This is a genomic window from Pseudolactococcus yaeyamensis, from assembly GCF_054658615.1.
The window spans coordinates 1-20,768 of record NZ_BAAGGP010000051.1 but is presented as its reverse complement, the minus strand read 5'-3'; the positions used below and the strand labels follow the sequence as shown (position 1 = coordinate 20,768).

Sequence of the window (20,768 nt, the reverse complement as noted above, 5' to 3'; positions counted from 1 at the left end):
TATATATATCATTGTATAAATCAGATGTTTTGTATTTGATTTTTCAAGCAATGTATTTGAGCTATCAGCCTATCATTTTTTTATTCAATCTGTAAATTGAATTTTTATTTGGTGGGCTTTTAGTTCAAAGATATGCACAATCAGATGACTGTAAAATTATTATACAATCATCTGATTGTATTGTCAAGCGTTTTTTCAAAAAAAATTAAATTATTTTCAAGGAGAAAATCAAATGTTTCAAGAACGCCTTAAATCACTACGTTTAGAGCAGAAACTTACTCAAAAACAAATTGCCGAAAAACTTGGAATTTCTCAACAATCTTATGCGCAATGGGAAAATGGAAAAAGAAAACCATCAGGAGAAACTCTTCAAAAACTTGCTGATTTTTTTGATGTTTCAGTTGATTCTCTGTTAGGGAATACCGATGAACGGGTTTCACAGCTTGATATTAGCCTTGATAAGGCGCTTGATAAATCAGTAGCTTATGAGGGGAACGAACTTTCAGACAGCGATAGGAACGCTATTAAAGACCTTATTAAAGAGTATCTAGCAAATAAAGGTCAATGATTATGGACTTGCCTAAATTAATCAAAGAAGTTGAGAAACTTGGCATAAAAATTCTGTTTGCACCTCCTGAGGTTTACTCTGAAAAAGGTAGACATTTATATGATGATGGCGAATACTATATCATTGTGAACGATGGACTAGATGATATTGAAAAAATACAAGTCATCTTACACGAAAAAGCACACTACTTACAGCGTGATACTGATACTGTACTTTGTTCAGTACCTACTTATCTATACCGCATAGAAAACCATTCAGAAAAAGAACGTATCTCAGATTTTCTATCATTAGTAAATGCAGAATATCCAATAGACGAAACTTTCAACTACATTGAATATATGAAAAATGCCTATATCTCTCCGAAATACGAAACCTTTGTCAGAGAGACAGCAAGAGACTTGTATCAAGTGAACTTGCAAAATAAAGTCATTTAAACAATTTTTAAATTTGAATATAAAATAAAGTCTACCAATTTCAAAACTGATAGACTTTATTTTTTATTCAACTAATGATTTTTTCTTTACCGCTTGGTTAGTTTTATGGTTAGTTTTCGATTTTTGAGAATTTAAAATCCTTTTAATCCTTTAGCTTATAAGCCTTTTAAACAAATTTTCCATATTGCCTGATAACATTCAGCAGATTTCTCTATTTTTGAGGAATCTGTTTTGATATTTCATCGATACTATAATGACATATCAAATTAAAATTGTAGATAAATCTAATCGTTTATTTTGAGACTTCTAGCCTTCCCCATAAAGTCTGGATGTATGGTCACCATCGTGATATTGAATTTTATGGTACATTATCAGCTGTTGAGCATGCGTCTGAACAATTTGTCCGTGTGCATCGTGGCATTATCGTCAATATTGCGAATATTGATTACATTGATTACATTGATTACATTGATTACATTGATGTCTCTAATCGGGTGATTTATTTATCAAATGGTGATAATGTACGGTATAGTCAACGGAGTAGGAAAATATTATTTGAAAAATATCACACCTTTCAAAAACATAGGAATAAAAATCGAAGTAAGAAAAAAAGGGTTTAAATTAGTCCTTAGATGGCATAACATGTGATGAGTGCTGAGTTAATAACTTACACTATCAAGATGCTTTTAATCCCTAAAATTGAAAAAATCGCCGAATTGACGATTTTGTTTCAGTCTCTTTTTGATATTCATGTTGACTGGACTCTTTCTGATTGTCAACACACATCTCGACAGTGCATTAAGATAAGTGCAATGCCCAAGCAAGGCACTATCCAGACAAGTTGAACCAGCAATCCCTGATAAGCATTTAACAAGGTTGGAATCTGATTTGAAAAAAACAAATTCATCGTTGCTAAATCAGGTAAATATTTCGCAAGCTCTGTTACAGCAAATAACATTTGACTGAGACCTAAAGTAAGAGAGAACATGATAGCTATTGGTATAATTTGTGATTTGGTAATGATGGTTAGAGAGACTGTCAAGCAAGTCAAAAGAAACCAACTCAACATTGCAAACACCACTTTAGTCATAAATTTGATGATTAAAGAAAATGTCAGTACACTATGATATTTTCTTTAATCACTATTCCTAAACATATAAAACTTGATATTATGCCAATTCCCAAAACAACCGTTGTTAGTACAACTGTTTTAGATATAACAAGTTTCATCCGAGAAGGAATGGTTAATAATGTTGTACGTAAATAAGCATTTGAAAATTCTTGTCCAAAAAAACTAGCAGCGATAATGACAAGTCCCGCTTGGATTAAAAATAGATTTCGTAGACTAGCAGATAATAAGCTGTTAGTCTACGAAATCTCCCCATTACCCACTCCAGAAAAAGATAGGATTAAAGGAGCGATAACAATCGTACCAATGGCGCCAAAAGCACACCATTGATAAGAGAAAAATTTAATCCATTCACTTCGGATACTACTTTTCATCATCAATATTTTCCTCCGACATCATTTCGTACAAATGAATAGCCTGCCATTATTAAAATAGTACTTAACCATAAAACAAGTATCAGCATGCCCTTTAAAGGCTCATGAGGCATAGATTTTACTGGTGTGGCGGTAATCAAATTACTAGCTGCTACTGGTAGATAGTTGCCCCAAGACCACCTTTCTGCAAGATAATTACCAAGGTTGTAAATTTGAGGTACTAAAAATACCAACGGGACAATCATATTTCGACAAAGCAAACCAATAGAAAACGACAAGGCTGTTAATAACGTCCACTGAATGACAGTATATCCGATAAACATCCAAGCAACAGGACTTAAGGTTAACGGATCTAATCCTAAACCTCCCATTCCAATATGCGTGACTGCAACAGTTATAAATGTTGAAATAAATGACACGGCTATTGTAGAGACCAGAAGTGCGAATATTTTAGAACTAAAAAGTTCTAAACGCTTGCTACTATACAGTAAGGTTGACCGTAAATTATGATTTTTATACTCACTAGCACCACTAATACCACCCCAAATAACAATAGGCAGAAGACCAAACGGAGTAGCATCAAAGCCAAAATAATCAAGTGGTGGTATAGCCTCCAACAATTCGGGGTGTGTTTCGGGAGTTGCATCAAGACCTATGTCAACCAATTGATTAGCTTCCAATAAACCGAATATTGGTTGAAGGAGAATAACGAGAGCCAAAATAAGCCACCAGCCTCGACTATTGATGAGTTTAGAAAATTCAGTATAAACTGTTCTAGCAAATCTCATGCTTGACCTCCTCCTTCAGTTAGCGAAAAGAAGACATCTTCTAGCGTTTCAATATTTTTCATAACTTCATGAAGTTCACCAATAGCCACAACTTTCCCTTTGTTAATCACGACAATATCATCTGCAACTGCTTCAATTTCTGTGAGATAGTGCGAAGAAAGTAAGACAGTTTTTCCTAAATCTGCTTGCTTACGAATAAAATTTCTAAACCATTTGATGCCCATTGGGTCTAAACCATTTGTCGGTTCATCAAAAACTAGATACTGTGGATTGCCTAATAACGCTGTTGCAATCCTTAATCGTTGCCCTTCTCCTAAAGAAAGTGTGCCCAAACGTGAATGAGATTTATGAGATAAATCAACGCTAGTCAACACTTCCGAAATACGGTCTTTGGGAATATTATTACTTGTCGCAATAATTTTCAGATGCGTACTAACTTTTCTAGAAGGAACACCACCAATCCCATCAAATGCAGCGCCAACGACTTGTAAGGGGAAATTAAAGTGGTGATAGTTTTGATTCTCGAAAGTTGCTGTGCCAGCTGATGAACGATCCAATCCTAGAAGAATTCTTAATGTCGAACTTTTTCCAGCACCATTCGGTCCAAGAAAAGCCGTAATGCGTCCTGCTTTTGCTTCAAAAGAGATGTTTTCTAGTATCTGTTTCTTTTGATGTTGCTTGGATAGATTTGAAATGGTGATTGTATTAGTCTCTGTCAATAGGTCATCTCCTTATAATCTAGTTTATAAACCGCAACTCTAGTCAACGCCTAAGCGATAAATCGTCAAGGCACCTTGCCTTTAACTTTTCCGTACGCTACTAAAGCATCAACTGCAAGACCAGAGGAAAACAGATGATTTCTGAACCTATGCAACCGCAGAAGTGTCACTAACGATGAGTAATCGCAGGAGCACCAAAAATCCCTAATTTTCTACAGAAGTTTACGACTGTGTCGCATCGTTTTCAGTATCATGTTTTGGGTTAGCGATATAAGTTGACCATATTTTTTCCAAAATAGCGATAGCAATAACAGTCAAGATGACAAGGTATATGAAAATTAGGATAATTGAAGCTAACATGATGGTCTACCTTCCTGCAATTTCACTTGGTGAATGATTGAAACTTGACCTATGCTAGTGGCGCCATTCAAGCGAGGTCATTTCCGATCTTAAGTCCACTCAGAGTTTTTCATCATCTCGCCTTGCCAAATATGACCAGTTTTTCATCTGTTTCGATAAATTTATCTAAAATGAAAATGGAGATGAGGGAAATGACAGCCATATAAATAATCAGAAATCCGATTTCTTTTATAGCATTAATGTTTGAAAATGAAGCTTGAAAAATTTTAAAAGTATGGAAAGTGAAGGAAGCGTTAGAATCTACTTCACTTACTTCAATTATCTCGAAATGTAAACCTAGAAAAGTGGTGAGCGTATTAAAACCAAGATATAGGACAAAAACAGAGAGAAAAAGCCCTACTTTTTGCCAAGCTTTTGGCAAAAATGACACAATCCAATAGCCAAGCAAGATAAGAAAGTTAAAACCGAAACACAGGTAGAGAAAAAGGAAAACTAAGGAACCAAAGATGTGACAATAAAAAGTTATCACACCATTGATTAGAGAATGACGAAACTCAGGTATTTGTAATAGGCAGATATAAGCTATAAGGGTTAGCGAGAGAGTAAAAACGATGAAAATAAGGGTGTTGCTGAGTATTGTCGCACCAAAGAATTTTGAGCTTGAAATGGGAAGCAAGCGATATTTATTTTGTCTCCAAAACTCACTTGCAAGGGCAGCTTGTAGTAATAAGATGAAAAGAATAAGAAAAAAACAGATAAGTGGGATACCAACTCGCCAAAATTGCTCAAGCGTAAACCATGGTATCGGTAGTGGTAGGATGGCGCTTAGACTACCGAACATCACACTCGCTAACAGTGCGATGAGATAGCCTTTGATATAATTTTTCTGATCATTCATGAGTTCAAATGTTAACTTACAAAAATCTTTCATCGCTCTTGTCCTCCATTGGTATAAATATCACGATAATAGCCTTCTAAATTTTTGCCATGAAGGCTACGAATATCATCGGCAGATTGGTGTTCGATGATGACTCGGTCTTTTAAAATCACGACATCATCAACAACAGCCTCCATTTCATTGATATGGTGGGTGCTGATTAGAACTGAACTATCTTCATCAAACCATTTGATTAAGGCAGCGATGATTTTTTCACGTGCTAAAATATCAACACCGCTTAAAGGTTCATCAAGTAAATACAATTTCGCTTTGCGAGAAAGCGCCATCACTAAATTAAATTTTTGACGATTTCCTGTTGACAGTGATTTAAGTTTCATCTTGCCGTCAAGTGCCATAAATGTCATTAATTCTTGTGCGCGATTGTTATCAAAATCGGGATACATGCGCTCATAAAAGGTGATAATTTGTGACAATTTGTCAGATTTGGCAAAATCTTTTAATTCGTCCAGATAGCTAACTTGTGATTTTGTGACAGGACTCAAGCGCTCGCCATTAATCAATATTTCACCGTGCATCCGTTTGTTGAGTGCAGCTAAAATTTTGATTAATGTCGTTTTTCCAGCACCGTTTTCTCCGAGCAGAGCGATGATTTTTCCCTTTTCTAAGGTCAAATTGAGGTCTGTGAAGATTTTCTTTGGCCCCATTCTATAGGCTAAATGATTGATTTCGACTAAGTTTGTCATATTTTTTCTCCCATTTTTGTCATGTGTTCCTGCAGTGTTTCTAAAATTTGCTCTTGTGATAAACCGAGTGCGGCCATATCAGTCATAAACCTGTTGATAACCTGTCCGATTTCGACCTGCTTTAAATTACGAATTTTATCATCATCTTCTGTCACAAAACGTCCAAGACCACGTTTGGAATAAACGATTTCTTCTCGTTCCAATTCTGACAAGGCACGTTGTACCGTGTTGGGATTGGTTGATAGGTCAAGTGCCAAGTTGCGAACAGCGGGTATTTTGTTACCTTTTGCTAACTCGCCCCTAACAATTTGATTTTGGATGAGTGACATAATTTGCAGATAAATCGGTTGATCTGCTTTAAATTCCATGAAAATTACCTCCGTAAATTCACATTGTTTTTGTGTTCTAGTTAAATAATACACTAGTTTGTTTTGCTTGTCAAGAAAATATTAAGTAAATTTGAAAATAGTTCCATTTATTGCAAACAAAAAACCGTCAAATGAGACGGCTTCAACGGGTTTAATTGATAAATTAGTCACCAAAGTCATAAAGGAAAGTCGACAGATAGCGTTCCCCATTATCAGGTGCAACAGCAAGAACTTTTTTGCCCTTACCGAGTTTTTTCGCAACTTGTTTAGCCGCGTGAACAGCAGCGCCACCAGAAATACCGAGTAGGAAGCCTTCTTGTCCACCGATGGCACGACCAGTTGCAATGGCGTCATCAGAGGTGACACGAATGATGTCATCGTAAGCTTTTGTATCAAGTGTACCGGGGATGAAACCTGGCGAAATGCCTTGAATTTTATGCGGTCCTGGTTTTTCGCCAGAGAAGACCGCTGATTCATTAGCTTCTACGACATAAATGCCGATATTCGGATTCGCTTTTTTGAGGATATGTGACACACCAGATATCGTGCCGCCAGTACCAGCACCTGCGACAAAGGCATCTAAACCATTTTCGCCGAAGGCGGCGATGATTTCAGGGCCGGTCGTTTCTTCGTGAATGCGTGGGTTGGCTGGATTTTCAAATTGTAAGGGTAAGAAGTAGCCATTGTCTTCAGCCAGTTCTTTGGCTTTGGCAATGGCAGCGCCCATGCCGCCAGCAGCGGGGGTTAAGACGAGTTCTGCGCCGTAAGCTTGGATGAGGCGACGACGTTCAATTGAGAAGGTTTCAGGGAGGACGATGATGACTTTGTAGCCAAGTGCTGCACCAACGAAAGCAAGACCAATCCCAGTATTACCAGAAGTTGGCTCAACGATAGTACCACCGGGTTTGAGGGAACCGTCAGCCTCAGCGGCACGAATCATGTTCAAGGCGATACGGTCTTTGACAGAACCGCCAGGATTAAAGGCCTCTAACTTGACATAGACATCAGCCGAGTCTTCGTCGACATGTCGCAATTTGACGATAGGTGTATCGCCAATTAAATCTGTAATATTGTCGTAAATTTTTGACATATCCGTGTCCTCCAAAATGTTAGTAAATAGTTTATAATACTATTATACAGCTTAAAAAAACTTTCGGCTTATCAAAAAACGAAAACGGGTATAAAAAAAATTTATGAAGATTAAACATATCACGCCGATGGGCTATTGTTACGGTGTTATCGACGCGATGGTTATCGCCAAGAATGTCGCGAAGAGTCCAGAATTACCGCGCCCTATCTATATTTTAGGCATGATTGTGCACAACCACCATGTGACGGAAAGCTTTGAAAAAATCGGTGTGCAGACGATAGACGGCGAAAATCGCTTAGCGATTTTAGAGAATATTGACCATGGTACTGTGATTTTTACAGCGCATGGCATTTCAGATGCCGTAAGACAGCGAGCCGCTGAAAAAGGATTAACGGTAGTCGATGCGAGTTGTCCGGATGTTTTGATAACGCATGAAATTGTCAAGAAACGCTTGGCAGATGGGTATGAGGTCATTTACATTGGCAAGAAAGGCCACCCGGAACCAGAAGGCGTATTAGGGATTGACCCTGACCGGATTCATCTCTTGTCTAATTTACAAGATTTAGAGGCGCTCAAATTAACGGGCAAAGTTTTCATGACCAATCAAACGACCATGAGCATGTGGGACGTGTCAGACATCATGGCAGCGGTGTATGAGAAATTTCCACAAGTCGTGGCGCATAGTGATATTTGTCAAGCAACATCTGAGCGCCAAGAGGCTGTTGCTGAGCAGGCGGTCGGGTGTGATTTGACAATCGTCGTTGGTGACCCACGTTCAAATAATACGAATCGTCTCGCAGAAGTCTCTCGAAATCAAGCTGGTGTGCCTGCTCACCGAGTGGCAGATGTCTCAGAAATCAAGCCAGAGTGGCTGACGCAGTTACCAGAGGATGCGACAGTTGCGGTTACCGCTGGCGCCTCGACACCAACTGCTATTGTCCGTGAAGTCATGGATTATTTGAAACAGTTTGATGACCAGACCGCACAAAGTCGTGTCACTTATGAAGATATTATTCCTCGTGGTGCCGTTCGTGATTTGACTAAAAAGCGGGAGAATCGCTTGCAAAAACTGCGGGAACAGGCATTTGAGGGAGATGCGTGACTTTGTTCCATAAAAAAGGAGTAACTTTTGCTATACTCATTTAAGTCAATAAAGTGAACAAATTTTTGAGATATTTTACGTCAATTCGAGGCGACAAGGCGTAGGCGTACAGGTGTACGTCAAGACTTGGTAACGAAGAAGTGACGGGAAATAGCCAAAAATGTTTGCTTTATTGGCTTAATTGAGTATATAATAAAGAAAGCAAAGTGCAGATGACCTCTTGTGGTTTAAATCTTTGACCATTTTTGACCAATGCGCTATAATGTATCTATACAAATAAAAAGGAGTTAATCACATGGCACTCATTCCTACAGTCATTGAACAATCAAGCCGCGGTGAACGCGCGTATGATATCTACTCACGTCTTTTGAAAGACAGAATTATTATGTTGACAGGTGAAGTTGAAGACAATATGGCTAATGCCGTCATTGCGCAACTTTTATTCTTAGATGCACAAGATTCGACTAAAGACATTTATCTCTATATCAATTCACCTGGTGGGTCAGTCTCTGCTGGTCTTGCGATTGTCGATACAATGAATTTCATTAAATCGGATGTTCAGACCATTGTCATGGGGGTTGCTGCGTCTATGGGAACAATCATCGCGTCTTCAGGGGCTAAAGGTAAACGTTTCATGTTGCCGAATGCTGAATACTTGATTCACCAACCAATGGGCGGTACTGGTGGCGGTACGCAACAAACAGATATGCAAATCGTTGCTGATCATTTGTTAAGAACCCGTAAAACATTGGAAAAAATCTTGGCAGATAATTCTGGTCAAACGGTCAATAAAGTCCATAAAGATGCCGAACGTGACCGTTGGATGTCAGCGGAGGAAACTTTAGAATATGGCTTCATTGATGAAATCATGAACCGTAATGGCTTGAAATAAGCAACTCTGATAGAAGCCTGAGCTTAATCGCTTAGGTTTTTTCGAGGGTTGGTCAGAAGTCTTAATTTTTGATATAATAGAGCTAATGTTGATAATTGATGAAAAAATAATAGAATTAGATGACTTGGCAGATAGGGTGGCGGTTGCGTTCATGAAGTTGGATGTGGTGGCAGATTTTAAGGCACGAAAACTGACCTTTGAATCCGATGCTAAGCTACAGCAAAAATTACAGACCTTAGAAGAAAATAAAGCCTACATCAGCTATCGACCTGAAATTTGTGCTTTGCAGCAGGAAATCTTAATGACTGACACCATTTACCAGCTGAAATTAGCGGAAAATGATGTGCAGATGGCGCTTTCGGAGTTGGCTAAAGCCATCTCCAGCGTGATTTCTGATGCCATCGTTGTCGACGAAAATCTTCCCCTAAAGAAAGGCGGTCACCATGGTAGGCATCATCACTGAGTTTGAAAAAACGGCAATTCCGCCACTCGAGATTGTGGGGCGGACAGCAATTTATGTTTTTTATAGCAGTTATAAATACGTGCGCCAATTGAGCCGGTTTGGCGATTTGGGGTATAGCAGCAAGAAAGCGCGCTATGCGCTGTTATATGTGGATACGGCGATGCTTGAAGCGGTTGTACCTAAACTCACGGCTTTGCATTTTGTTAAGGCTGTCAAGATTTCAGAATTTGATCATCTGAATCGGGATTTCTCAAGTGCTTTTCAAGAGACTGTCCAAGAAGCTAAAAATGAAGAAAACCAAAAAGCAGCTGAGCTTTAAAGTTCGGCTGCTTTTTGATTTAAATAGGCAAAGATTTGACTTTGTGGGAGGTGTTCGATTTTGAGGGCATCTTCCTTGGAATAAATAAAAGTTGCTGGTAAATTTTTTAAACTTTCCGAATGAAAATTACGCTGGTTACGAAACAAGCTTGCTTTAGCAAAAGGAAATTGTTTGATAAAATCGGAGATGTTAAAGTTGAGTTGATGTAGGATGTTCAGGAGGACTTGATTATCATAATCAAGTGGCGTTTTACCCACCATTTCCGCTTGAAGCATTAGCAGAAAGTCACGCCCTGTATGACGCCCAGCAAAACTAACGGTCAAAAAATCTAAAGTTGCCTTATAAACTCGATTAAGGACAGCGTTATAGGTCGCTACATCCTTGGTCAGTTGATAGGTATCCCGTATATCTATCACAGCTGTTGGTGTCACGACTGGGTTTAGAAACCAGTCGTGACCCTCTGTTTCAAAATGGCTGAAGTCATTATTAAAAAGTGTAAAGTAGTGTTGGATTTCACTGGTCATGATGATACCTGAGTTTCTGAATAATTTGTCATCTAAAAAACAGATAATGTCACTAAATTGTTACGGCTAATCTTGGATAAAAAAGATTAGCCGCAAGAGTCGTTAGTCTATCAAAGTGATGACACTATAAATTTTTTTGATGTGTTCTCTAATTATTATTCTACCAAAATATTGGCAAGCCCCCAAGTGATTTGCTGCATCGAACAGGAGCGGAAGCGGTTACTTCGTTGGTATATAAGGACTAGAGGAGAGATGTTTTTTGATGAATTTATCTAAAGAATTAAGGTGTTTTGTTGATAGATTCCAAAAATCTGACCACTTTACTGCGGGCATAACGGTATTCAATCTGATTCTCTTTTAAGAATTGGTTGAAATTTCCCTCCCCGATTGGGGCATCGGCCACTTCTAATTCCAGTTCGTAATCTAATTTGCCGGAGTACTCATTTTTATCCAGTGCCATGAGCCCAATATTAGTCTCATATTCACGGCGGGTTGTTGTCAGCGAACCTAAGAGCTGAATGGCTGAGAGATCAATCGCATAGACTTTTAAAATATCAAAGATACGCTGAATAGTGATACAATTTTGTGGGAGCGTTTTAGATGCCAAAATGGCACAGGCTTTTTCGTAAGTTAAAGCAACATTATGTTCTAAATTGCCCACTTGTTGTGGGATTTTGAGTGTCATTTCAGCGGTATTATCAAATGTGCGAATACGCAAGGACAGCTTATTGCCTCTGAGTTTGAGGTCGGGTGTGTCAAAGTAATGATTGGTCTGGCGGACAGGCGCAATGTGGCTAAACCGTTTACTTAGCTGATCAAATTCAGACAGACTGAGCAAGGTTTTATATTCAATTTCAAGATTGGTTTGCATAGAAAATCCTCGTCTTTTATGGTAGAATAAGTAGTAATTATTGATTTTTATACTTAATTTAAGTGAAGAAAGAGAACGACATTTTTGAGATATTTTCCGTTAATTAGGTCAACGGATAAATGGAAAAACCACTAAGCCATGTTGCCCATAGCTTTTTCGTAAGTCGCTAAAGCGACAACTTCAATGCCAGAGGTGACAAGGTGTAGGCGTACGTCAAGACTTTTGTCCCACGCCTAAGTGGTACATAGCTACTTATCTAAGCGCTAAAGCGCCAAGATAGTAGCCAAACGAAGAAGTGGCGAAAAATAGCCAAAAATGTTCGCTTTATTTGCTTAATTGAGTATATTGTACTGAAAAAAAGGAGAGATAGCAAATTTTTACAGTTGAGGAGACCTAAAATGCTCCTATGGCAAGTCATCCATGATATTTTTGATGGGTAAGCAGCAACATCTGTCCACCTGAAATCACAAGTCAAAAATAACTAGCTAATATCTGCTTTACAAAAGTAGAAAGCAATCAAGTCATGTTCAGTGAAAATGCGCTATCCAGACCATATATTATGACAGATAAATTTAACTGGGAAGCTTTTCTTGATCCGTATATCCAAGCGGTCGGAGAACTCAAAATTAAGCTACGTGGCGCGCGTAAACAATATCAAAAGCAAAATCGGCATTCGCCGATTGAATTTGTGACGGGTCGTGTCAAACCTGCTGAATCTATCAAAAACAAGGCACGCTTGCGAGGTTTCACGCCTGAAAATATCACAGAAATGCAAGATATTGCGGGTGTGCGCGTCATGGTGCAATTTGTAGAAGACGTAGAAGAAGTCTTAAATTTGCTCCGTCAGCGCAAGGATTTTAGAATTGTTCAAGAACGCGATTATATCAATCATCAAAAGGAGTCTGGCTATCGCAGTTATCATGTCATTATCGAGTATCCAGTTGAAATGGTTGACGGTCGAAAAAATATTTTGGCAGAAATTCAGATTCGAACTTTAGCCATGAATTTTTGGGCAACAATTGAACACTCGCTTAACTATAAATATCAGGGCGCTTTTCCTGAAGAACTGCGCAATCGTTTGGCTGTTACGGCTAAAATTGCCTATGCTTTGGACGAAGAAATGAGTACTATTCGTGAAGAAATTCAAGAAGCACAGCTTTTGTTTAATCCATCACGGCGTAAAGTTGATGATGGTGTAGAAAATCGGGATGATTTTGATGAAGAACATAACTGGTAAAAAGATTTGGATTGTTAAAAATACCTATAAAAAAACTCAGGTCATTGCATCGGCATTAGAGGTTTTATGCTTAGAATCTGGTTTTGTTTTCGACGAAAAAAATCCAGAGATTATTATTTCTGTCGGTGGTGACGGCACTTTACTTGCTGCTCTCCATTGCTACGAGACACAGTTGGGAAACGTTAGGTTCATTGGTGTCCATACAGGACACTTAGGTTTCTATGCGGATTTTCAAGAGCATGAGCTAGAACAAGTCGTTGAAGCGATTCGAAACGAGAAACCTGAAGAAGCTTTTAAATACCAACTCTTAAAAGTGCAAATCCATTTTACAGATGGTCGTGTCAAGACGCATTTAGCCCTGAATGAGTCAGTCATTAAGCGGGCATCTAAAACGCTAGTTGCGGATGTCAAGATTTCCGATTTTCTATTTGAAAAATTCCGTGGGGATGGGCTGTCGGTCTCAACACCGACAGGTTCTACAGCTTATAATAAGTCAATTGGCGGAGCGGTCATGCACCCTCGTGTCCACGCCTTTCAAGTGACAGAGGTCGCCTCGCTTAATAATTTGGTTTACCGAACACTTGGTGCTCCGATGATCATCGCCGAAAAAGATACGGTCACGATTGAGCTGGAAAATGCTGATGATTATTTATTAACGGTGGATCAGCTAGAGTACTTTTATGATCAAATCGCTTCTGTGACTTATAGTCTGGACGGTGGCGAGATTTCCTTTGTCAATGGGGGGCATACCGGTTTTTGGCACCGCGTCAAAAATGCCTTCATCGGTGAAGTCAAATGAGATTTGACTTTCTAGTGGTTGCCAATCAAGATGGTATCCTACTCAAAACATTTCTCAAACAACACGGTATTTCAAAAAATTTACTGGCTAAAATCAAGTTTGATGGTGGTGATTTATGGGTCAATGGAGTCAAACAAAACGCGATTTATAGAGTATCTGAAGGCGAAGTCGTGAGTATCCATATTCCTGCTGAGACAGCTACAGTGACCTTGAAACAGCAAGAAATGCCATTAGCCATTGTTTATGAAGATGACCATTTTCTCGTGCTGGATAAGCCGGCAGGCATTGCTAGTGTTACGGGCGTGAACTATCCCGATAGTACGATGAGTAATTATGTCGCAGGCTATTTAAAAGCACAAGGGTATGACAATCAAAAAGTCCATGTCGTCACGCGACTAGATAAAGATACGTCAGGTCTCGTGCTTTTTGCCAAACACGGTTATGCCCATAGTCTGCTAGATAAGATGTTACAGAAAAAAGCCGTGACGAAGCGATATTTTGCCTTAGTTCATACATCAGTTCAACTGGAACAGTCAGCTGAAATTCAGGTGCCAATTGGCCGTAAAAAGGGGTCAATTATTGAGCGTGCGGTGGTAGACAGTAATCATCCAACGGCTAAATTTGCCCATACGTCCTATGAGATTATCCAGTCACAAGCGCATTTCACCTTAGTAGATATTCAACTTCATACCGGTCGAACGCATCAAATCAGGGTTCATTTTGCGCATTTAAATGCGCCTTTATTAGGAGATGATTTATATGGGGGCAAGCGTGACAAAATTTCACGTCAAGCCTTGCATTGTCACTTTCTTAGTTTTAAACATCCATTTACAGATGAGATGATTGTGTTAGATTCTTCTCTGCCACAAGATATGCAAGTCCTTTTAGAAGAGACGTAAAATCTAAACAGTGATAAAATTAAAACTTCACAGAAGTAAAATCGTAGAAGGGAGTTCTTAAAATTAATGAACGATGAAGAGTTGACAACACAAGATGTTTTCGGAAATTTACAGGAACTCCTAGAGGCTAATGACATTAGGGCGTTTCGGGAAGCTTTTTTGGAACACCATATCTATGATCAGACGCAGTTTTATCTTGATTTTACAGATGATGAACGCTTAGAGCTCTATAGCATCTTGTCCCCTCAGGAACTATCAGAGATTTTTGAGAATATTGATTTTGATGCAGTTGGTATTAAACCTTATCTTAAGGAAATTTCACCTGAGTATCTATCAACTATGTTTGATGAGATGTCATCAGATAATGCTGCCGATATCTTAACGAATCTGACCAAACGCGAACGCAGAGCTATCTTTTCACAGATGGAACCTGAAAATGTGACGGAAATTCGTAACCTCATGCATTATGATGAGGAAACAGCCGGATCCTTGATGACAACGGAGTTCGTCGCTGTAGTGGCTAATCAAACGGTCAGCTCAGCAATGACGGTCATTAAAGCGACAGCCGAGGATGCCGAAACGATTTACTATGTCTATGTTTTGGACAATGACAAGCAACTCCTAGGTGTGATTTCCTTACGTAGTCTCTTGATTTCTCATGATGATACGCTAATTTCAGATATTGTCAATGAACATATCATCAAGGTTGATGTTGATGAACCGCAGGAGCGGGTTGCCCGTTACTTTAGAGACTATGATTTGCTGGCATTACCAGTCGTTAGTCATGATAATATCATGTTAGGGATTGTGACGGTCGACGATATCATTGATGTTATTGACGATGAAGCGCAAAGTGATTACTCTGGTTTGGCAGGTGTCAACACCGATAATGTTAATCAAAAACCCATTCAGTCTGCCGCGAAACGTTTACCTTGGCTAGTTGCCCTCCTCTTTTTGGGAATGGGAACAGCGAGCTTGATTGATCATTTTGATGGTTTGGTCAGTAAGGCTTCTGTTCTGGCAATTTTTATTAGTCTGATTACCGGAACAGCCGGTAATGCTGGGACGCAATCTCTCGCGGTCTCTGTCCGTAGAATTTCACTCAATGACGATGAAAATCGCTCCTTTTTTGGTTTGATTTTGGCGGAGATTGCGACTGGTCTGGTGACTGGCGCAGTGACTGGCTTGACGATTTTTATCGTGGTCAGCTTGTGGAAAGGCAATATGATTCTTGGTCTTGCGGTTGGTGTTGCCATGTTCTGTGCCATTACCGTGGCGAATTTGGCAGGTTCTTTGATACCAGTCGCTATGGACCGGTTAGGTTTCGACCCTGCCGTTGCTTCAGGCCCTTTTATTTCAACTATGTCAGATTTGACTAGCGTCTTTATCTACTTTTCTATCGCTGGGATTTTTATTCATTTCTTTTGAATCAAATCAAAAATGACAAGTCAGCAATTTGCTAGCTTGTCATTTTTTGTTTTGAAAGATTTAGCCCTTATTTTTTAGAAACGATTTCAACAACGAATTCAAGTGGACCAGATGTCTCAGCTGATGGTGCTTGATTACCATAGGCCATATCCGCAGGGATTATCAATTTGTAGATGCCGCCGACTTTTTTGCCAGTTAAGCCTTTCGTCCAACCGGCAATCACGCCAGATAGAGGAAATTCAATCGGTTCAGTTTTGCCTTTAGCAGTTTTTTGAGTTGAGTCAAAAATCACACCTTGAGCATTCCAGCCAGTGTAGTTGGCTTTGATTGTGTCAGTTTCAGCAATCACATCACCATCACCAGCTTTAAGATCTTCAACCTTCAACTCTGTCACTTTCGCTGCATCAAATTTCTTAGCTTTGGCGAGCTTGGTGAAGACTTGCATGTCATTTTTAGTTTGACTAGCTGATTGACTAGTCGATGGTGTAGATGATTCTTTGCTTGGTTTGTTTGCGATAAAGACCAGTCCAACAGTAATCGCTGTAAAAGCGACTACCAGAAGAACCACCCATAAAGAATTATTTTTAGTTTTCATAGTCATTATTCTACCATAATTTAACTTTTTTTTCTAAACAAAAGCTATTTTCAGGATAAATCAGAAAACCTGTCACAATTTTCAGAAATCATGATATAATTGAAGATATTACAAAATGGAGAAATCATGTCCTATATTTTAGAATTATTACCCGGGTTAATCTTAACGTTATCTGTCTTTGGACTAACACTCGTCTTATCGATTCCTTTAGGATTACTACTGGCCTTTTTATTGGGTGTACCAGTTATCAAATGGTTTGTGAATATTTACATCTGGATTATGCGTGGCACCCCACTCTTGGTGCAACTCATTATCATCTTTTACGCCCTTCCTATGATCGGTCCGACCTTGCCACGATTTCCAGCAGCTATATTGGCCTTTACCTTGAATTACGCCGCTTACTTTGCTGAAATCTTCCGCGGTGGTATCAAGGCCGTGCCCAATGGTCAATTGGAGGCAGCAAAGGTGTTAAAACTCAGCAAGTGGCAGACGATTCGTTACATTCAAATGCCACAAGTGGTGAAAATTGTTTTACCATCAGCCTTTAATGAAATCATCACCCTCGTCAAGGATTCTTCCTTGATTTATGTGGTTGGATTGGGCGATTTATTGCGGGCAGGCAAAATTGCCATGAGTCGAGATGTGTCGCTAGTCCCGATTATGATGGCAGCCTTGATTTATTTGATTTTCATTGGTATCTTGACCATCCTATCAAAGAAAATCGAGCAAGGTTTTGATTACTATAAATAGGAGATCAGATGCTAGAATTAAAAAATATTACCAAGAAATTTGGTGATAAAGTGCTCTTTGATGGTTTTGATTTGACCATCAAGGGTGGCGAGATTGTTGCGATTGCGGGGCCTTCAGGTGGTGGCAAGACAACTTTGCTCAGAATGCTTGCGGGATTAGAAACGATTGACTCAGGTCAGGTGATATTTGACGGGGAAGAAATTGCGCTAGATGCCTTGATTACACGCAATCTACTAGGCTTTGTCTTTCAAGATTTTCAACTTTTTCCGCATATGACGGTACTTGAGAATCTCGTGCTCTCGCCCATGAAGACTATGCAAGTCTCTAGAAAAGCTGCGATTGTCAATGCTGAAGCGTTGTTGACCAATCTGGAAGTTATTGAACAAAAAAATGCCTATCCTTTTAGTTTATCGGGTGGTCAAAAACAACGGGTTGCATTGGCACGTGCCATGATGATTGAACCTAAAATTATCGGTTATGATGAGCCAACCTCAGCCCTCGACCCTGCCTTGCGAGATCAAGTGGCTAATCTCATTTTGGAAAATAAGAAACTGGGGATGACACAAATCGTCGTCACCCATGATATGGATTTTGCCGAAAAAATCGCAGATACCATTATCAAAGTCAACGCTAAAGTGGACTGAAAACTAACCAAACAAACAAATTATATAGGAGAAATAAGACAAATGAAACTGAAAAAAATTTTAGGCATGATAGCTGTTTTAGCTACTTTTACGACATTAGCGGCTTGTGGTCAAAAAACTGCAAAAGACAGCTGGTCAGATATTCAAAAGAAAAAAGAAGTCGTCATCGGTTTTGACAATACCTTTGTACCGATGGGTTTCAAGGATGAAGCTGGTAAAAATGTTGGCTTTGACATTGACCTTGCAGATGAAGTTTTCAAAAAATATGATGTGAAAGTTAAAATGCAGCCGATTGATTGGGAGATGAAGGAAACGGAGCTTAAAAATGGCTCAATTGATTTAATCTGGAATGGTTATTCTGTGACTAAAGAACGTGAGAAAAAAGTGCTCTTTACCAATCCTTACATGAAAAATGAACAAGTACTTGTGACTAAAAAATCAAGTAAAATTGACGATGTGGCAGGTATGAAAAATAAGGCTCTAGGTGCTCAAACAGGTTCTTCAGGCTATGATGCCTTTACCAAACAGCCTAAGATTCTCATGGACATCGTCAAAGACAATGATGCGACACTCTACGACGAATTCAATACAGCGCTGCTAGACCTGAAAGCTGATCGCATTGAAGGTTTGTTGATTGATAATGTTTATGCGAATTATTATCTGACTAAAAATGGTGAAATTAAGGATTACAATATCCTGACAACTGGTTATGATTCGGAAAATTTTGCAGTTGGCGCTCGAAAATCAGACAAAGCATTGGTTGATAGTATCAACAAAGCTTTTAAAGAGTTGCACGCGGACGGTGAATTTCAGAAAATCTCTGAAAAATGGTTCTCTGAGGATGTTTACCCAGGAAAATAAAAAATAACTAAAACAAACTTCTCTTACTTAACGTATAAAGTTAATAAGAGGAGTTTTTTTATTCTTGTGTTTATCATGAAAAATTGTTAAACTTTAGGTAATCATATCTATGCTATTGCTGTATCACAAGCTATGAGCGAGTTACAAATCAAAAAGGAAATTAAAAAGGGGTGGTCTATGAAAAAAATGTTAGTGCTATTGACGATGTTAGTCATGACTTTTGGTGTGACAGTTGCTCATGCTGAGGCGAACTATGTCAAAGACGATGCAAAAGTTTTAAGCCAGTCACAAGTTCAAAATTTAAACGAGATGTTAAATGATCTTGCGACGAGCCAGACTAAAACGGGTGAAACAGCGCATCTGGAATATGCCATTATGACGGTTGAATCACTCAAAGGGGATGATGTTGAAGATTATGCGCGCGATGTTTTCAATAAAAAACAGATAGGTGACAGTCAGCATAATTTAGGGGTTCTGTTTCTCATTTCGATTAAAGATCATGAGTATCGCATTCAATTAGGTGATGGTTGGGAAAAGACGAAATATGTCAATGAAGGTAATATCAAGAAATGGGTCTATACGGATAATGTGACAAGGATGCTTCGCTCAGACAATTATGGTGAGGCGGTTGAGACAATAACGGAAAACATGATTGCGCTTGTGGGGCAGGATGTTGTGTTACCACAGTCACAAGAAGCCTTTGCTAAGTCATTAGGCGTACAACTTGCTAAGTCAGAAATTGCAGATGTTAAGCGCCTAAAAAGCCTAAAGATATTTGCTCTAGGAACAGTCATCGCCCTATTAGGCGGTACCATTAGCTTTTTTAGTGTGAGTAGTTGGCGAAAATTTGCCAAAAAACGTTATCTTAAAAAGCACCGTGCTTTAGTCTTATCAATTTTAGAATTAGAACTTGGTTTTTACGCTGAGAAAGAGCGCCTATCTATTTCGGATGTCGATTTGGCGGATGCTTTCAATGAAACAAAACTGCCACCAACGATTGAAAATGTCCGACGATTTATTGATAATTTTAAATGGCATGATGCACTCATCAAGCAAGGAGATGCACAATACAAAGAAGACCGTCAACCTGATAATCGTGAGAAAATGGCACTCAGAATTACCAAGCAGAAACCTGATAGACGCTATCATGACTTCAACGATATGAATGATAGTTTTAGACATGATAGAGTTTGGCGGGGCTATTATTATGGCACTTTGCTTTATCCAGTTGCAGCACCTCAAAGCGCTTTGGCTGATCATGCTAACTCCGATTCAAATTCTGGTAATGATACTTGGACAGGATTTGGAGGTGGCGGCGGATTCTCATCAGGTGGTGGTGCCTCTGGCGGTTGGTGATAGCTGGTGAATAAAGTTAATCCTCAAAAAGAAAGTTGGGAATTATCAAACAATTCAAAATTTTTCTGCTTTTTTCTTGACAAATTCAAAATTAAGCGGTAAACTATAATAAAAATAAGAAAGGTTCTACGGTTGATTGAATGAAACTGTCAAACACAAACTTGCGATTGTTGGTGAAGGGCACACGCTAAGAGATTTCTCTTACTGTTGTGTCCTGTTTGGCGTTCATTCATCAAGTGGGACAGAGTTCAGCGTCTTGCTTAATAAGTGGGACGCTTTTCTTTTATCAACTATTTGAATTAGACAATTTAACTGATTTTCGATTTCTAGGTGTTAGAAAAATAGATAAAAAGTAGGCAGGCACTACCGTGTCATGATGTCTTTTTTCTAATTTTTTGACACACCAAATCAGTCGCCTCAACATCTTAACTAAGTCTAGTGGTAATAAGTCAAGTAAGACTTGTAAATTTATTTTACAAGATTTATGAAACTAAGGTACACTAAATAAGCCTACGAAAAATTCATTTTTTCGCAAGTGCTATCAAGGACTTGTGCTC

The 20,768-nt window shown here is 38.9% G+C and carries 27 protein-coding genes; 15 read left to right on the top strand and 12 right to left on the bottom strand.

What is annotated here, in order from left to right; translation table 11 throughout:
- Positions 1-232: 232 nt before the first annotated feature.
- The 3 genes from ACYQ21_RS10155 to ACYQ21_RS10145 all read left to right on the top strand — a co-directional run bounded on the left by ACYQ21_RS10155 (position 233) and on the right by ACYQ21_RS10145 (position 1,622).
- A complete protein-coding gene (locus ACYQ21_RS10155) occupies positions 233-568 on the top strand; it encodes a helix-turn-helix domain-containing protein (RefSeq protein ID WP_460058247.1) in 336 nt (111 codons plus the stop codon).
- Positions 565-1,002 carry an ImmA/IrrE family metallo-endopeptidase gene (locus ACYQ21_RS10150; RefSeq protein WP_460058245.1) on the top strand — a complete coding sequence of 146 codons (438 nt, stop codon included), beginning with the start codon at positions 565-567 and terminating at the stop codon, positions 1,000-1,002. Before ACYQ21_RS10155 ends, ACYQ21_RS10150 begins: the two co-directional genes overlap by 4 nt.
- A gap of 278 nt (positions 1,003-1,280) precedes the next feature.
- A complete protein-coding gene (locus ACYQ21_RS10145; RefSeq protein WP_460058253.1) occupies positions 1,281-1,622 on the top strand; it encodes a LytTR family transcriptional regulator DNA-binding domain-containing protein in 342 nt (113 codons plus the stop codon).
- A gap of 155 nt (positions 1,623-1,777) precedes the next feature.
- On the opposite strand, the gene ACYQ21_RS10140 is transcribed toward ACYQ21_RS10145, so the two are convergent.
- The 9 genes from ACYQ21_RS10140 to cysK form a co-directional block, all read right to left on the bottom strand.
- Positions 1,778-2,071, bottom strand: coding sequence for a hypothetical protein (locus ACYQ21_RS10140; RefSeq protein WP_460058243.1), 294 nt, complete (start codon positions 2,069-2,071; stop codon positions 1,778-1,780).
- Between the two features lie 299 nt (positions 2,072-2,370).
- Complete coding sequence (locus ACYQ21_RS10135; RefSeq protein WP_460058241.1) at positions 2,371-2,508, bottom strand: hypothetical protein; 138 nt, start codon at positions 2,506-2,508, stop codon at positions 2,371-2,373.
- Positions 2,508-3,293 (bottom strand): ABC transporter permease, encoded by a 786-nt coding sequence (locus ACYQ21_RS10130; RefSeq protein ID WP_460058239.1) that lies wholly within the window; start codon positions 3,291-3,293, stop codon positions 2,508-2,510. The genes ACYQ21_RS10135 and ACYQ21_RS10130 overlap by 1 nt, the downstream gene beginning before the upstream one ends.
- The gene (locus ACYQ21_RS10125) at positions 3,290-4,012 is read right to left on the bottom strand and encodes an ABC transporter ATP-binding protein (protein WP_460058237.1); all 723 of its coding nucleotides are present in this window, start codon (positions 4,010-4,012) and stop codon (positions 3,290-3,292) included. The genes ACYQ21_RS10130 and ACYQ21_RS10125 overlap by 4 nt, the downstream gene beginning before the upstream one ends.
- A gap of 222 nt (positions 4,013-4,234) precedes the next feature.
- Positions 4,235-4,372: a hypothetical protein gene (locus ACYQ21_RS10120; RefSeq protein WP_460058235.1), complete on the bottom strand. Its 138-nt coding sequence runs from the start codon at positions 4,370-4,372 to the stop codon at positions 4,235-4,237.
- A 112-nt stretch (positions 4,373-4,484) separates the two neighbouring features.
- Positions 4,485-5,303 carry a hypothetical protein gene (locus ACYQ21_RS10115; RefSeq protein WP_460058233.1) on the bottom strand — a complete coding sequence of 273 codons (819 nt, stop codon included), beginning with the start codon at positions 5,301-5,303 and terminating at the stop codon, positions 4,485-4,487.
- On the bottom strand, positions 5,300-6,013 hold the full coding sequence (locus ACYQ21_RS10110; protein ID WP_460058231.1) for an ATP-binding cassette domain-containing protein: 714 nt from the start codon (positions 6,011-6,013) through the stop codon (positions 5,300-5,302). Before ACYQ21_RS10110 ends, ACYQ21_RS10115 begins: the two co-directional genes overlap by 4 nt.
- Positions 6,010-6,381, bottom strand: a complete 372-nt coding sequence (locus ACYQ21_RS10105) for a GntR family transcriptional regulator (RefSeq protein ID WP_460058229.1) — start codon at positions 6,379-6,381, stop codon at positions 6,010-6,012. The genes ACYQ21_RS10110 and ACYQ21_RS10105 overlap by 4 nt, the downstream gene beginning before the upstream one ends.
- Before the next feature lie 163 nt (positions 6,382-6,544).
- Entirely contained in the window at positions 6,545-7,471 is a 927-nt protein-coding gene (gene cysK / locus ACYQ21_RS10100) for a cysteine synthase A (protein WP_460058227.1), read from the bottom strand.
- A 103-nt stretch (positions 7,472-7,574) separates the two neighbouring features.
- Between cysK and ACYQ21_RS10095 the strand changes: the two genes are divergently transcribed.
- The 4 genes from ACYQ21_RS10095 to ACYQ21_RS10080 all read left to right on the top strand — a co-directional run bounded on the left by ACYQ21_RS10095 (position 7,575) and on the right by ACYQ21_RS10080 (position 10,247).
- Positions 7,575-8,573, top strand: a complete 999-nt coding sequence (locus tag ACYQ21_RS10095; protein WP_460058225.1) for a 4-hydroxy-3-methylbut-2-enyl diphosphate reductase — start codon at positions 7,575-7,577, stop codon at positions 8,571-8,573.
- Between the two features lie 295 nt (positions 8,574-8,868).
- Positions 8,869-9,465, top strand: coding sequence for an ATP-dependent Clp protease proteolytic subunit (locus tag ACYQ21_RS10090; protein ID WP_460058223.1), 597 nt, complete (start codon positions 8,869-8,871; stop codon positions 9,463-9,465).
- 85 nt (positions 9,466-9,550) lie between these two features.
- Positions 9,551-9,928: a hypothetical protein gene (locus ACYQ21_RS10085; RefSeq protein ID WP_460058221.1), complete on the top strand. Its 378-nt coding sequence runs from the start codon at positions 9,551-9,553 to the stop codon at positions 9,926-9,928.
- The gene (locus tag ACYQ21_RS10080) at positions 9,909-10,247 is read left to right on the top strand and encodes a DUF2129 domain-containing protein (RefSeq protein WP_460058219.1); all 339 of its coding nucleotides are present in this window, start codon (positions 9,909-9,911) and stop codon (positions 10,245-10,247) included. Before ACYQ21_RS10085 ends, ACYQ21_RS10080 begins: the two co-directional genes overlap by 20 nt.
- On the opposite strand, the gene ACYQ21_RS10075 is transcribed toward ACYQ21_RS10080, so the two are convergent.
- Positions 10,244-10,771: a DsbA family protein gene (locus ACYQ21_RS10075; RefSeq protein WP_460058217.1), complete on the bottom strand. Its 528-nt coding sequence runs from the start codon at positions 10,769-10,771 to the stop codon at positions 10,244-10,246. The genes ACYQ21_RS10080 and ACYQ21_RS10075 overlap by 4 nt on opposite strands.
- 280 nt (positions 10,772-11,051) lie before the next feature.
- On the bottom strand, positions 11,052-11,642 hold the full coding sequence (locus ACYQ21_RS10070; protein WP_460058215.1) for a CYTH domain-containing protein: 591 nt from the start codon (positions 11,640-11,642) through the stop codon (positions 11,052-11,054).
- Between the two features lie 559 nt (positions 11,643-12,201).
- On the opposite strand from ACYQ21_RS10070, the gene ACYQ21_RS10065 reads away from it, so the two are divergent.
- The 4 genes from ACYQ21_RS10065 (at position 12,202) to mgtE (ending at position 16,005) form a co-directional block, all read left to right on the top strand.
- Positions 12,202-12,879 carry a GTP pyrophosphokinase gene (locus ACYQ21_RS10065; RefSeq protein WP_460058251.1) on the top strand — a complete coding sequence of 226 codons (678 nt, stop codon included), beginning with the start codon at positions 12,202-12,204 and terminating at the stop codon, positions 12,877-12,879.
- The gene (locus ACYQ21_RS10060) at positions 12,860-13,678 is read left to right on the top strand and encodes an NAD kinase (RefSeq protein WP_460058213.1); all 819 of its coding nucleotides are present in this window, start codon (positions 12,860-12,862) and stop codon (positions 13,676-13,678) included. The genes ACYQ21_RS10065 and ACYQ21_RS10060 overlap by 20 nt, the downstream gene beginning before the upstream one ends.
- Complete coding sequence (locus tag ACYQ21_RS10055) at positions 13,675-14,577, top strand: RluA family pseudouridine synthase (RefSeq protein ID WP_460058211.1); 903 nt, start codon at positions 13,675-13,677, stop codon at positions 14,575-14,577. The genes ACYQ21_RS10060 and ACYQ21_RS10055 overlap by 4 nt, the downstream gene beginning before the upstream one ends.
- A gap of 66 nt (positions 14,578-14,643) precedes the next feature.
- A complete protein-coding gene (gene mgtE, locus ACYQ21_RS10050; RefSeq protein WP_460058209.1) occupies positions 14,644-16,005 on the top strand; it encodes a magnesium transporter in 1,362 nt (453 codons plus the stop codon).
- 67 nt (positions 16,006-16,072) lie between these two features.
- Here the strand turns inward: mgtE and ACYQ21_RS10045 are convergent, their stop codons facing one another.
- Positions 16,073-16,600 (bottom strand): FKBP-type peptidyl-prolyl cis-trans isomerase, encoded by a 528-nt coding sequence (locus ACYQ21_RS10045; protein WP_460058207.1) that lies wholly within the window; start codon positions 16,598-16,600, stop codon positions 16,073-16,075.
- A gap of 126 nt (positions 16,601-16,726) precedes the next feature.
- Between ACYQ21_RS10045 and ACYQ21_RS10040 the strand changes: the two genes are divergently transcribed.
- The 4 genes from ACYQ21_RS10040 to ACYQ21_RS10025 all read left to right on the top strand — a co-directional run bounded on the left by ACYQ21_RS10040 (position 16,727) and on the right by ACYQ21_RS10025 (position 20,211).
- A complete protein-coding gene (locus ACYQ21_RS10040) occupies positions 16,727-17,350 on the top strand; it encodes an amino acid ABC transporter permease (protein WP_460058249.1) in 624 nt (207 codons plus the stop codon).
- A gap of 8 nt (positions 17,351-17,358) precedes the next feature.
- Positions 17,359-17,994, top strand: coding sequence for an amino acid ABC transporter ATP-binding protein (locus ACYQ21_RS10035; RefSeq protein ID WP_460058204.1), 636 nt, complete (start codon positions 17,359-17,361; stop codon positions 17,992-17,994).
- A gap of 42 nt (positions 17,995-18,036) precedes the next feature.
- Positions 18,037-18,855 carry a transporter substrate-binding domain-containing protein gene (locus tag ACYQ21_RS10030; RefSeq protein ID WP_460058201.1) on the top strand — a complete coding sequence of 273 codons (819 nt, stop codon included), beginning with the start codon at positions 18,037-18,039 and terminating at the stop codon, positions 18,853-18,855.
- A gap of 177 nt (positions 18,856-19,032) precedes the next feature.
- Positions 19,033-20,211, top strand: coding sequence for a TPM domain-containing protein (locus tag ACYQ21_RS10025; RefSeq protein ID WP_460058199.1), 1,179 nt, complete (start codon positions 19,033-19,035; stop codon positions 20,209-20,211).
- Positions 20,212-20,768: the final 557 nt, after the last annotated feature.